The following is a 13,437-nucleotide window of genomic DNA, read 5'->3' as shown; positions in this document are numbered from 1 at the left end:
AACTATTTATGAATTTAAACCTGAGTATTCCGGCATTGTTGTTTCCGGCAATTTCTTTAACAATGTTAGCTTATAATGCCAGATACCTGGCAATAGCTGCTTTAATTAGGGAGTTGCATAAACGTTATCAGGATAACTCGTCATCTCCTGTAAAAAAGCAAATTAATCAATTGCGTAAACGGCTGGGGATTATAAAAGCCATGCAGGCTATGGCAATTGTAAGTTTTCTACTAGCGGTAATAACGATGTTTTTGATTTATATTGAAAGAATTTTTCTTGCAAATATTGTATTTGGAGCTAGTTTAATAGCTTCAATGATTTCACTAACACTTTCGTTTATCGAAGTTCAGTTGAGTACTCGGGCTCTTGAAATTCAATTAAATGATATGGATGATTAATTATTCGGTGGCAGTACAAAATACAATCGGTTAACCTGTATTGTTTTACAAAGACTTAATTCACCTATTACCATCAATTCTAATCTTCAGTAAGAAAATTATGTTTAACGAGAAGCCTATATTTCAAAGGTTTTCGTAAGAAATATTAAACATTTTTTTTATTATTTAAAACCATTCCAAAAGCGGTCTCAAAGTTTGTGAAACAACCTTTTGAGCCGTATTTTTGTGCCACTAAATAAAAAACGTAAATAAATGGGAATCATTTCCTCTTCTATCGCCCGAAAAGTTGCCATGGCACTTTCAGGTTTGTTCCTAGTATTGTTTTTAGGTCAGCATTTTACAATTAACTTAACATCGACCTTTAGCCCAGAAACTTTTAATGAGTTTTCTCATTTTATGGGAACTAACTTTTTGGTTCAGGCAATACTTCAACCTGTATTAATCTTTGGAGTTATTTTTCACTTTGTAATGGGTTTCATTCTTGAAATTCGTAACCGTGCTGCGCGTAAGATTAACTATGTAAATTACAAAGGGAGTGCAAACTCAAGCTGGGTTAGCCGTAACATGATTTACAGTGGTCTTGTGATTTTAGCATTTTTAGGATTGCATTTTTATGACTTCTGGTTTCCTGAGATTGTACACAAATACATTGAGTCAAACCCAGCTGATGCAACGCGTTACTATGGGGAGTTAGTAGAAAAGTTTGAAAGCCCGGTTAGAACAGGTCTTTATGTGCTTTCTTTTGTATTCTTAGCACTTCACTTATTTCACGGTTTTGCATCTTCTTTTCAATCGGTTGGCTTCAATAACAAATACGCGACAGGCTTGAAGAAGTTTGCTAAGTTTTATGCAATCGCAATACCTGCGGGTTTTGTATTCATCGCGTTGTTTCACCATTTTAATCACTAGACGATGTCAGAATTAAAATCAAATATACCAGACGGCCCACTTGCAGATAAGTGGACTCAACATAAAAATGATATTAACCTGGTTAACCCTGCAAACAAGCGTAACATAGATGTTATTGTGGTAGGTACAGGTCTTGCAGGAGGTAGTGCTGCTGCAACTTTAGCAGAATTAGGTTATAACGTGAAGACGTTTTGCTATCAAGATTCTCCACGTCGCGCGCACTCTATCGCTGCACAGGGGGGTATTAACGCTGCAAAAAATTATCAGGGAGACGGGGATTCTAATTACCGCTTATTTTACGATACCGTAAAGGGTGGGGATTATCGCTCACGTGAAGCAAACGTTTACCGTCTTGCTGAAGTTTCGGGAAATATTATCGACCAGTGTGTTGCGCAGGGAGTTCCTTTTGCACGCGAATATGGCGGACTTTTAGATAACCGTTCTTTTGGTGGGGTTTTGGTTTCTAGAACTTTTTATGCAAAAGGGCAAACGGGACAGCAGTTGCTTTTAGGAGCGTATTCTGCAATGAACCGCCAGATTAATAGAGGAAAAATTCAGCCATTTAACCGTCACGAGATGTTAGATCTTGTCTTGGTAGATGGTAAAGCGCGAGGAATTATTGCTCGTGACCTTGTAACAGGTGCAATTGAGAGACATTCTGCTCACGCAGTTGTTTTAGCGAGTGGTGGTTATGGTAATGTATTTTTCCTTTCTACTAATGCGATGGGAAGTAACGTAATGGCTGCGTGGAGAGCACACCGTCGCGGAGCGTATTTTGCAAATCCTTGCTATACGCAGATTCACCCAACGTGTATTCCGGTTTCGGGAGATCATCAGTCAAAATTGACGTTGATGTCAGAATCCTTACGTAATGATGGTCGTATCTGGGTTCCAAAGAAAAAAGAAGACGCAGAAGCTATACGTGCCGGCAAATTAAAACCTACAGATCTAAAAGAAGAAGATCGTGATTATTACTTAGAGCGTCGTTACCCTGCTTTTGGTAACCTGGTTCCTCGAGATGTGGCATCAAGAGCAGCAAAAGAACGCTGTGATGCGGGCTTCGGTGTTAATAAAACCGGTGAGGCCGTATATCTTGACTTTAAGAGCGCAATAAACCGTTATGGTAAGGAAGAAGCTTTAATAAACGGTAATCACAACCCTTCAGATAAAGAAATATATGATTACGGTAAAGCTGTAGTTGAAAATAAATACGGAAACCTCTTCCAGATGTATGAGAAGATTGTAGATGAAGATCCGTATAAAACCCCAATGATGATTTACCCGGCAGTTCATTACACGATGGGTGGTCTATGGGTAGATTACAATTTGCAAACTACCATACCTGGTTGTTATGCGGCAGGAGAAGCAAACTTCTCAGATCACGGTGCAAACCGTTTAGGAGCTTCAGCATTGATGCAAGGTCTTGCGGATGGTTACTTTGTATTGCCATACACTATTGGAGATTATCTTTCTAAAGATATTCGTACCGGTAAAATACCTACAGATTCTCCAGAATTTGATCAGGCAGAAAAAGATGTACGGGAGCGTATGAATAAATTAGTGAGTGGTAAAGGCATACATTCAGTAGATTATTATCACAAGCGTTTAGGAAAAATCATGTGGAATAAATGTGGAATGTCTCGTAACGCAAAAGAGCTTCAGGAAGCTATGGATGAGATTTCTGCTTTACGTGCAGATTTCTGGGAGAATGTAAAAGTACCGGGAAGTGTAGATTCTAAAAATGCAGAGTTAGAAAAAGCCGGAAGAGTAGCCGATTTCTTAGAATTGGGTGAACTTTTCGCTAAAGATGCCTTAACTAGAAATGAATCTTGTGGAGGCCACTTTAGAGAGGAATATCAAACTCCGGAAGGAGAGGCCTTAAGAGATGATGAAAACTTTAGTTTTGTTTCTGCCTGGGAATATAATGCAGATCCACGTGAGGCTAAATTGCATAAAGAACAATTGACTTTTGATAATATCGAAGTTAAAACGCGTTCTTATAAATAATAATTAAAAGATAACTTTTACTATGAAGTTAACACTCAAAATATGGCGTCAGGAAAGCGCTAAAGCAAAAGGGGCGATGAAAAGCTACCAGATTGATGGGATTGACGGAGATATGTCTTTTCTAGAAATGCTAGATGTGCTTAATGAAGATTTGATTAATAAAGGTGAAGTGCCGGTAGAATTTGATCACGATTGTCGTGAAGGAATTTGCGGAAGTTGCTCTTTACAAATTAATGGAGAACCGCATGGTCCAGACCGTTTAGTTACAACCTGTCAGTTACACATGCGTAAGTTTAATGACGGGGATACTATTACAATAGAGCCTTGGAGAGCAACTGCGTTCCCGGTTATACAGGATTTGATTGTAGATCGTACTTCTTTCGATCGTATTCAGCAGGCAGGTGGTTACATTTCTGTAAACACTTCTGGTAATACAGTAGATGCTAATGCGATTCCTATTAAGAAAGAGAATGCAGATGATGCTTTTTATGCAGCTACGTGCATAGGTTGTGGGGCTTGTGTTGCTGCTTGTAAAAATGCAAGTGCTATGTTATTTACATCTGCAAAGGTTTCACAGTTTGCTTTATTGCCACAGGGTGAAGTAGAAGCTACAGAGCGTGTGCAAAATATGGTACGTCAGATGGACTTAGAAGGTTTTGGAAATTGTACCAATACTGGTGCTTGCGAGATAGAATGTCCTAAAGGAATTTCTTTAGAAAATATAGCTCGTATGAATCGCGAGTATTTAAGTGCTGTTTCAAAAGGATAAGCTTTTCGCAAAGCGGAAATTATAAATAAAACACCCGATAGATTTCAAAATCTATCGGGTGTTTCTATATAAAATAAGTTCCTCCAAAGGGTAGATCAGCAAATCGGATTGATCTAAACTTGTTGTAAGTATCAGATTATCCAAACAACCACTCCACAACATCATTCATCTTAGCAACTTTAACTATAGTAATACCATAATTTTCATTCGGTATTTTACAATATTTAGAAACCATTATAGCGCTAAAGCCTAACTTCTCGGCTTCAAGAATACGCTGTTCTACGCGTGTAACCGGGCGTATTTCTCCTGCAAGACCTACTTCTGCTGCAAAACAAATATCTTTTGCGACTGCAATGTCTTCATTACTCGATAATATAGCAGCGACTACCGCAAGGTCAATTGCCGTATCATCAACACTAATGCCGCCTGTAATATTTAAAAATACATCTTTCGCGCCAAGTCTAAACCCAGCGCGTTTTTCAAGAACAGCAAGAATCATATTCAATCGTTTAGCATTATAGCCAGTTGCGCTTCGCTGCGGCGTGCCGTAAACGGCTGTACTTACTAAAGCCTGTATTTCTATCATTAGCGGGCGCATCCCTTCTAAGGTGGCAGCTATTGCAGTTCCGCTTAATTCTTCATCGTTTTTTGAAATTAAAATTTCAGAAGGGTTAGAAACTTCACGCAAGCCGCTGCCTTGCATCTCGTAAATACCAAGTTCGTTTGTAGATCCAAAGCGGTTTTTATGAGCTCTTAATATTCGATAAACGTGATTGCGATCGCCTTCAAATTGTAATACGGTGTCAACCATATGTTCCAGAATTTTAGGACCTGCAATATTTCCATCTTTGGTAATATGGCCTATTAAGATCACCGGAGTTGCTGTTTCTTTAGCAAATTTTATTAACTCTGTGGTGGTTTCCCGAATTTGAGAAATGCTACCGGCGCCACTTTCTACATAATCTGTATGCAGTGTTTGTATTGAATCTATGATAACAATATCGGGCTCTACAGCTTCAATCTGTTTAAAAATGTTCTGGGTTTTCGTTTCCGTTAGGATCAGGCAATTTTCAGCATTAGGGTTTATGCGTTCTGCCCGCATTTTAATTTGCTGAGCGCTTTCTTCTCCAGAAACATAGAGTGTTTTATAGGGAAGCATTAATGCGATTTGCAGCATTAAAGTGCTTTTTCCTATACCCGGTTCACCACCTAAAAGCGTTAAAGATCCAGGTACGAGTCCGCCTCCTAAAACACGATTGAGTTCGTTGTTTTTTGTATTTAAGCGTGCTTCGGCTGTGGTATCAATCTCCTGAATACGTTGGGGTTTTGCGACCCGTTTTGTTGTTGGAGTCTCAACTTTCCAGCTCGATTTTTCTGCTTTTTGTATTACTTCTTCAGCAATTGTATTCCATTCTTTACAGGAAGTGCATTGTCCTTGCCATTTTGCAAATTGAGCACCACAATTTTGACAGAAAAAGGTTGTTTTAGTTTTTGCCATTAATATCCGAAATCATCTTTTATACGTTGAGCACGGGCCATTAAAATATCTTTATCTACATCGCCTGCGCTTTTTAATACCAATGCGCTCTCATAGGTACGCATTGCTTTTTTTGTATCTCCATTCCCTTCATAAGACCGGCCCAAATAGTAGGCCCCCAAAACAGTCTCGGGGTATTCTTTTCGGGCAAGTTTGCCCAGGTTTTCAAAACCATCCCAATCTGCTTTTTTCTCTAGAGCCGCTGCAATGGCAATAAAGTCATTGATGCGTATTTTATCTTTGATACCGAATAGATTTTCAATAATCTCATATTTTTCAGTTAGATAATTAAACGGAGATTCTGCGGTAAGAATATCTTCCTGAAACTCTTTTTTTGTGATAGGTCTGTACACAGAAAAAATCTGTTCTAGTGCACTGGGTATTGCTTTGCCTGCCAGCGTGTAATGTGTTGCGTTCTCAAAATCGTCAAAATAATACTTAAGATTAGTGTTTTCTATATTTTGAAGTGCAATATGAAGTACCTGTGTAGATTCTCGAAGTGCTTCAATATCTTCAGTTCCTGTTGCCTGATAGTAAAATATTTTATTTTCAGTTTTCTGAAGAATATCGGTTAGGCGTTCAGTCATTTGTGGTGCCAGATCTGGACTTAAGGAAATATAGGCATTAAATAATGGCGGATTTTTCATCAGGTAATAGTTTGCAAAACCTGCAGTCGCATCGTGACCTACTATTAAATTGAAAGGTGCCAAGCGGTATTTTTTGCCCAACCAGGGGAAAAGATCCTGGCCAATAAAATTAAAGAATGAAGCGCCTTGTTCTGTGGGTAAAAAGTTGCCGTCATCATACTGGGTATCGAACATACGATTAGGTTGCATGACGCCTACTACAATGGCTTGAGGCATATCTTCCCAATAACTGTAATAATCAACATTGCCAGCGACAGGTTCAAAAAGATAATCTGCATCGAGTACTACGATTACCGGGTAATTTTTGTCTTTAATAGTCTCGTAATTACGGGGTAGCTGTATTTTTACTTGTCTGCTTTCGCTAAGATTTGTTGAAGGAACGGTTTCGTACAAAACCTGTGCATTCAGAAAGCTGCTAAACAGCAAAAGTAAGAGTAGTGTCTTTTTCATGGTAGGTAGATTTTTTGGATACGTGAATTTAACCATAAAATGGCTATGCTACCTCAATGCGGTCGTGATTACTTATTTCGATTTAATACCGGTAATAAAATAAATGAGAGTGCTCCTAAGACAATTACTAAAAGTGTTTGTGAGCCCCATATAATCCAGCCAAAAGCTTCACCACCTTCTTTACTAAAACCAAAAAAAACAAAAAGGGCGCCTATAGTTATAGGATACACTCCGATGCCTCCGTTTGTTACAGAGATAGAAAACGAACCAATAACAAATGCAGCCAGTATGATGCCTGATGAAGCCGTAGCAATTTCTGGAATCGTAAATTTTACAATCCAAAACATCATAACATACATGATCCAGATGAACAATGTATGTGCGATAAATGCAGTTTTATGTTTCATATGCAGGATACTGCGCATGCCCTCTAAAAGGCCGAACATAAATTTTTTGATTTTTAAGAAAAATCCGGACTTTGAGTTTTTAACTATTCTAAAACCTATATAGATACCACCAACTACAACAAATAGAAACGCTACAGTATATAATGGATTAATATTTTGATCTTTTAGATAGGTAAGCAGTAAATCTGTTTGCAGAAAAATGGCAATAGCAACAACCAGTAAAAGCATTACAAAATCTGCAATTCGTTCTGATATTATAGTGCCGAAGCCTTTCTCGAAAGGAATGTCTTCATAAGTGGTTAAAAGTGCTCCTCTTAACAGTTCACCACTTCTAGGAATGCCTAAATTTGCAAGATAAGCAGCCATTACCGCCATAAATCTGTTAGAAAGGTTGGGTTTGTAGCCCATAGGTTCTAATAAATATTGCCAGCGATAAGCTCTTGAAAAATGGCTTAAAAAGCCAAATATCAAAGAAATTAAAATATAAATGGGGTCTGCTTTTTTAATATTTTCCCATAGCGTGGCTCGCTCCTCTGGAGTAGCTGAAATTAAAGAATAATATATGAGAAAGATCCCTAAACCAAGAGGAATTAAAACTTTAAGAAGTTTTATAAGTTGCTTTTTATTCAAGGTTATTTAAGCAAATTTGTTTCTTCATTAGGGAATACTAAAGAAGGTTTAAATGCTTTGGCTTCCTCAAGTTCCATAAAAGCATAGGCGATTAAAATGAGAATATCACCTTTTGCAACCTTGCGTGCTGCGGCGCCGTTGAGTGTGATTTCACCGCTACTTCTAGGGCCGGGAATTGCGTAAGTTTCTAAACGTTCTCCATTAGTAACGTTTACAATTTGTAAGCGCTCTCCTTCTATAACTCCGGCAGCATCCATAAGATCTTCATCTATAGTGATGCTTCCAATGTAATGAAGTTCTGCTCCGGTAACTTTTACGCGGTGTATTTTAGACTTTACAACGTTAACTAACATGATGTAAAAATAAGGGTTTTTAATTTAGGGCGATATTGTCAATAAGGCGAACATCTCCTGCAAAAACAGCGATGAAAGCTCTGTACGATTCGTTTGCTTTTTTAGCTACAGTATGTTCTAAAGTACGTGCATTTGCGATTTCAAAATATTCTAGTTTCAATAGCGCGCTTTCTGCAAAAGCATTTGTCACAAAATGATGTATTTCTTCAATTCCTTTGTCGTCAAAAAGTTCTTTTGCTTTCAGTAACGTGCTATATATAAAGGGAGCAATCTCTCTGTGATTATGCGTTAATCTCATGTTGCGAGAGCTTTCCGCAAGACCATCATCATGACGGCTAATTGGGCAACCTATGATTTCAACAGGAAGTTTTTCTAGGGCAACAAGTTTATTTACGATTTGTAGTTGCTGGTAGTCTTTTTCACCAAAAAAGGCAAAATGAGGCTGTACAATCTCAAAAAGATACTTTAATACAGTAGCTACGCCTTCAAAATGACCGGGTCTAAAAGCACCTTCCATTACGGTATCTAGCCCGTCAAAATTATAATCTATAGATTCAATTTTAGTGCCGTAAATCGTTGTAGTATTTGGAGCAAAAACAATAAGGTTTGGGTTGATGTTTTCAAGGAGTTCAAGGTCTGCCTGAAGGTCTCTTGGGTAGGTCTCTAAGTCCTGACTGTTATTGAATTGCGTGGGGTTTACAAAAATACTAACCACCACTACATCACATTTTTGTAAAGCAAAATTAAAGAGACTGGCATGCCCCCTATGCAATGCTCCCATAGTGGGGACAAAACCTATTTTTGAACCATTTTCTTTATGCTTTGCAACAGCGTTAGAAATTTCTGGTCTATTAGTGAATACGTGCATGGGGATTAATTTAACAGGCGGCAAAATTACTATATTACTGGCAATCTGCATAAATTTTCGTAATTTTGCGTGTTTTTTAGCCTTAATAGAAACTTAGAAGCACACATATGAAAAATAAGAGGATATTGTACGTATCATCTGAAGTTATACCTTATTTGCCAGAGACAGAGATTGCATCTATGTCTTTTGAGGTACCTCAAATGGTTAATAGTAAGGGAGGTCAGATTAGAATTTTTATGCCTCGATACGGAAATATCAACGAAAGACGTCATCAATTACATGAAGTAATACGTCTTTCTGGTATGAACTTAGTTATTAATGACTTTGACATGCCTCTTATTATTAAAGTTGCTTCAATACCTAAAGAGCGTATTCAGGTTTACTTTATAGATAACGAAGAGTATTTTAAGCGTAAAGCGACTTTTACAGATGAAGACGGAAACTTATTTGCAGATAATGACGAGCGTGCTATCTTTTTTGCAAAAGGAGTTGTAGAAACTGTAAAAAAATTGAATTGGGCACCAGATATTATCCACGTTCATGGATGGTTGGCATCTTTATTGCCACTTTATTTAAAGAAATATTATGCGAGTGAGCCACTTTTTAAACAAAGTAAAATAGTTACTTCTGTTTACAATAAAGGCTTTGACGATACGCTTAATATGCAATTAATAGATAAAATAGCTTTTGACGGCATAGACAAAGGTGAGATTGCAGAATTAGAGGAGCCTACTTATTCAAACTTGATGAAAGTAGCGATTAAAAATTCTGATGCTGCAATTATAGGTTCGTCAGATTTAGATGAAGAGCTTTCCAGCTATTTAAATGTGACCAAAATACCGGTATTACCCTATAAGAAAAAGGAAGAGTTTGCTCAGGCGTATGAGGAATTCTACACGACTAAGGTTTTAGATTAAAAAAAAACGAATGAAATTAAATGCTTTGTTGGTAAGAACATTAGGAATACTAATGCTTCTTTTTATTGCTGCCTCTTGTGAAGATGATTTTTTGGAGATTGGAGATGGCTTAGTAGATTCTAGTAATTTTACTTCGGGTGTAGAAGCCTATAATGTTGTTGCTTATAACGAGCAACTTGTAAATAAGAATGCTGTTCAGACTAATGGTTTAAATGTAGGAATCTTAGGTTTTTACAATGATCCGTTGTACGGGACAACCACTGCTTCAACTTTAAGTCAGGTAGGTTTAACAACATACAACAGGACTTATGGTACAAATCCGGTTATAGACTCTATAGTTTTTACAATGCCGTATTTTAGTACACAATCTGTAAACGAAGAAAGTGAGACAGTTTATACGTTAGATTCGGTATCAGGTACAAGCCCTATAAAGCTAACTGCCTACAGGTCTAATTATTTGCTTACAGATAATGCTCCGCCAGATTTTGAAGATGCTACGATCTATTATTCTGACGACATACCCGGTTTTACAGGTGTGCGCGGTGATTTTCTATTTGAAAAAGAAGTTTTACCATCTAATGCTCCGGTAATTACAACCGTGCCGGCAGAAGCAACCGCAGAAAACCAGGACCCTGTGGCAACCACAAATTCTCCCAGATTACGATTTAGATTAGACGGTCTTACAACAGGTGCGAACTCTGCATACTGGCAAGATGTAATTTTTTCTAAAGAGGGGCAAGATGTTCTTTTTAATGGTAATGCCTTTAGAAATTATTTTAGAGGAATTTATTTAGATGCACAGCCTATAGGCAATACAGGTAATTATTTTGTATTTGATAAAGCTAACACTTCAATCGTAATTTATTATAAGTCTGGAGCTGAAACTGCTCGTGTTTCGGGAAGTATCACTTTAGGATTTTCGGGTAATTCTGTTGTAAACTTTGAGAACAACTTTAAGACTTCTGTGACAGATAGGTTGGCTACTGTTAATACTACTGAGGGGGATGCAAATCTATTTTTAAAAGGTGGTCAGGGAAGCATGGCTGTTGTAGAGCTTTTTGGAGCAGATACAGATAATGATGGTATACCAGAAGAGTTAGCTGAACTTCGAGCAAAAAACCGACTTATAAGAGAAGCAAATCTTGAGTTTTTTGTAGATCAATCAACTATTAGTGCATTGTCGACTTCGGCAATTTCAGAGCCAGAGCGCATATATATATACGATCTTGAAACAAACCAACCTCTGGTAGATTTTTCACTAGATGCAAATATCACGAGTCAGGGAGTAATTACTGCTGTAGGAACAACGCACTTAGGGCCTTTAACAAAAACCGAATCAGGAGCAGGAATTAGTTATAAAATACGAATTACAGAATATATTAAAAATCTTCTAAGCGCAGATAACGATAGTCCAAACACAAAATTGGGTGTTGTGATAAGTCAGAATCTTACTGCTATAGGAACGGCTAGAATAGATAATAAAACATCTGCAGATTACCCGAATAGAATTCCTTTCGCATCTGTAGTTTCTCAAAAGGGAACAGTTCTTTATGGAAGTAATTCTTCAGTGCCTGATGAGAAGCGATTAAAATTGAATATATTTTATTCTGAAGCAGGAAATTAAATAAATTATATGTGCGGAATAGTAGGTTATATTGGGCACCGTGAGGCTTACCCTATCATTATGAAAGGTCTACAGCGTCTGGAGTACCGAGGATATGATAGTGCTGGTGTTGCAATATATGATGGAGAATCTATACAGCTTTGTAAAACAAAAGGCAAAGTAGACGATTTAAAAAAGAAGGTCGAATCTTCAATTAATACAAAAGGAAATTTAGGTATAGGTCATACACGCTGGGCAACACACGGGGTACCTAACGATGTGAATTCGCATCCGCATTATTCAAATTCGGCAGATCTTGTAATTATACACAATGGAATCATTGAAAATTATGATGCCATAAAAAAAGAGCTTACCAACCGGGGTTTTACTTTCAAATCTGACACAGATACTGAAGTTTTAGTTAACCTTATTGAAGATGTACAAATTAATCAGGGTTTAAAACTGGGTAAAGCAGTACAGGTTGCGCTAAATCAAACAGTAGGTGCCTATGCCATCGCTGTTTTTGATAAGAAAAAACCAAATGAAATTGTAGTTGCACGGTTGGGAAGTCCTCTAGCTATAGGTATTGGTGAAGGTGAGTTTTTCATTGCATCTGACGCTTCTCCTTTTATAGAGTATACTACAAATGCACTGTATCTTGAAGATGGCGAGATGGCGGTGGTGCGATTAGATAAGAAAATCAAGGTCTTTAGCATTAAAGACGATGCCTTGGTTACTGCCCCGTATATTCAAGAATTAAAACTTAATCTTGAACAGATAGAGAAAGGTGGTTACGAGCATTTTATGCTTAAAGAAATTTATGAACAGCCGCAGGCAATACGAGATACCTTTAGGGGTCGTATGCGTGTTAAAGAAGGCATTATCAAAATGGCCGGAGTAGATGACCATATTGATAAGTTTATTAATGCAAAAAGACTCGTCATTTTAGCCTGCGGAACTTCGTGGCACGCTGGTCTGGTTGCAGAATATATAATTGAAGAATTAGTACGTATTCCTGTTGAAGTAGAATATGCTTCAGAATTTAGATACCGTAACCCTGTAATAGAAAAAGGAGACATCGTTATTGCAATTTCTCAAAGTGGAGAAACAGCAGACACGATGGCTGCAATGAAACTTGCAAAAGAGCAGGGGGCATTTGTTTTTGGTGTTTGTAATGTCGTTGGCTCGTCAATATCCAGAGAAGCTCACGCAGGTGCCTATACGCACGCGGGTCCCGAAATAGGAGTTGCATCAACAAAAGCATTTACTACGCAAATTACAGTTCTTACGTTGTTAGGATTAAAAATTGCAAAAGCAAGAGGTAAGATTTCAACTTCAGATTTTCATATGCATTTAGAGGAGCTAAACCTTGTTCCTCAAAAAGTGGAAGAAGCTCTGCAAAGTAATGAGCAGGCAAAGAAAATTGCCGAAGTGTATAAAGACGCAGCTAACTTTTTATATTTAGGTCGTGGATTTAACTTTCCGGTTGCTTTAGAGGGCGCATTAAAACTGAAAGAGATTTCATATATACACGCAGAAGGCTATCCAGCAGCAGAAATGAAGCATGGACCAATAGCTTTAATAGATGAGCAAATGCCGGTGGTTGTAATTGCAACCCGCCGAGGTCACTACGATAAAATCGTAAGTAATATTCAGGAAATAAAAAGCCGAAAAGGAAAAATTATAGGAATTGTTACAAAAGGAGATGTTACGGTGCGTGATCTCGCAGATTATGTCATTGAAGTTCCTGAGATAATGGATTCTATGTCGCCGCTTTTAACTACAATACCATTACAATTATTATCCTATCACATTGCAGTGATGCTGGGTAAAAATGTTGATCAGCCTCGTAATTTGGCAAAATCAGTTACGGTTGAATAAACTCATATACTGGTCTTTATGACCTATTAGATAAACACCAAAAGCCTTCCTGTACAAGAAG

At 37.7% G+C, this 13,437-nt stretch carries 12 protein-coding genes; 7 read left to right on the top strand and 5 right to left on the bottom strand.

Annotated features, from left to right (window positions below):
- The first annotated feature begins 8 nt into the window (after positions 1–8).
- The 4 genes from P164_RS13765 (at position 9) to P164_RS13750 (ending at position 4,083) form a co-directional block, all read left to right on the top strand.
- Positions 9–398 carry a DUF2721 domain-containing protein gene (locus tag P164_RS13765; protein ID WP_028376913.1) on the top strand — a complete coding sequence of 130 codons (390 nt, stop codon included), beginning with the start codon at positions 9–11 and terminating at the stop codon, positions 396–398.
- A 252-nt stretch (positions 399–650) separates the two neighbouring features.
- Positions 651–1,307, top strand: a complete 657-nt coding sequence (locus tag P164_RS13760) for a succinate dehydrogenase cytochrome b subunit (RefSeq protein WP_035899861.1) — start codon at positions 651–653, stop codon at positions 1,305–1,307.
- Between the two features lie 3 nt (positions 1,308–1,310).
- Complete coding sequence (locus tag P164_RS13755; protein ID WP_028376912.1) at positions 1,311–3,314, top strand: fumarate reductase/succinate dehydrogenase flavoprotein subunit; 2,004 nt, start codon at positions 1,311–1,313, stop codon at positions 3,312–3,314.
- Positions 3,315–3,336: 22 nt separating this feature from the next.
- Positions 3,337–4,083, top strand: a complete 747-nt coding sequence (locus tag P164_RS13750; RefSeq protein WP_028376911.1) for a succinate dehydrogenase/fumarate reductase iron-sulfur subunit — start codon at positions 3,337–3,339, stop codon at positions 4,081–4,083.
- Positions 4,084–4,219: 136 nt separating this feature from the next.
- On the opposite strand, the gene radA is transcribed toward P164_RS13750, so the two are convergent.
- From radA to panC, 5 genes are all read right to left on the bottom strand, one after another.
- Positions 4,220–5,581 carry a DNA repair protein RadA gene (gene radA, locus P164_RS13745; protein ID WP_028376910.1) on the bottom strand — a complete coding sequence of 454 codons (1,362 nt, stop codon included), beginning with the start codon at positions 5,579–5,581 and terminating at the stop codon, positions 4,220–4,222.
- Positions 5,581–6,717 carry an alpha/beta hydrolase gene (locus P164_RS13740; RefSeq protein WP_028376909.1) on the bottom strand — a complete coding sequence of 379 codons (1,137 nt, stop codon included), beginning with the start codon at positions 6,715–6,717 and terminating at the stop codon, positions 5,581–5,583. The genes radA and P164_RS13740 overlap by 1 nt, the downstream gene beginning before the upstream one ends.
- A gap of 68 nt (positions 6,718–6,785) precedes the next feature.
- Positions 6,786–7,754 (bottom strand): lysylphosphatidylglycerol synthase transmembrane domain-containing protein, encoded by a 969-nt coding sequence (locus P164_RS13735; RefSeq protein WP_028376908.1) that lies wholly within the window; start codon positions 7,752–7,754, stop codon positions 6,786–6,788.
- Positions 7,755–7,756: 2 nt separating this feature from the next.
- Positions 7,757–8,107, bottom strand: a complete 351-nt coding sequence (gene panD, locus P164_RS13730; RefSeq protein WP_028376907.1) for an aspartate 1-decarboxylase — start codon at positions 8,105–8,107, stop codon at positions 7,757–7,759.
- A 19-nt stretch (positions 8,108–8,126) separates the two neighbouring features.
- Positions 8,127–8,975: a pantoate--beta-alanine ligase gene (gene panC, locus P164_RS13725; RefSeq protein ID WP_028376906.1), complete on the bottom strand. Its 849-nt coding sequence runs from the start codon at positions 8,973–8,975 to the stop codon at positions 8,127–8,129.
- A 107-nt stretch (positions 8,976–9,082) separates the two neighbouring features.
- Here panC and P164_RS13720 point away from each other — a divergent pair, with 107 nt between their 5' ends.
- From P164_RS13720 to glmS, 3 genes are read left to right on the top strand one after another with little or no spacing between them, the layout of a single operon-like run.
- Positions 9,083–9,892: a glycogen/starch synthase gene (locus P164_RS13720; RefSeq protein ID WP_028376905.1), complete on the top strand. Its 810-nt coding sequence runs from the start codon at positions 9,083–9,085 to the stop codon at positions 9,890–9,892.
- Positions 9,893–9,902: 10 nt separating this feature from the next.
- Entirely contained in the window at positions 9,903–11,516 is a 1,614-nt protein-coding gene (locus tag P164_RS13715) for a DUF4270 domain-containing protein (protein WP_035899859.1), read from the top strand.
- A 9-nt stretch (positions 11,517–11,525) separates the two neighbouring features.
- Positions 11,526–13,376 (top strand): glutamine--fructose-6-phosphate transaminase (isomerizing), encoded by a 1,851-nt coding sequence (gene glmS, locus P164_RS13710; RefSeq protein ID WP_028376903.1) that lies wholly within the window; start codon positions 11,526–11,528, stop codon positions 13,374–13,376.
- Positions 13,377–13,437: the final 61 nt, after the last annotated feature.

Source organism: Leeuwenhoekiella sp. MAR_2009_132 (genome assembly GCF_000687915.1).
Classification (GTDB): domain Bacteria; phylum Bacteroidota; class Bacteroidia; order Flavobacteriales; family Flavobacteriaceae; genus Leeuwenhoekiella.
Note: the sequence above shows the minus strand (reverse complement) of the source record. Positions and strands in the feature narration are given on the sequence as shown.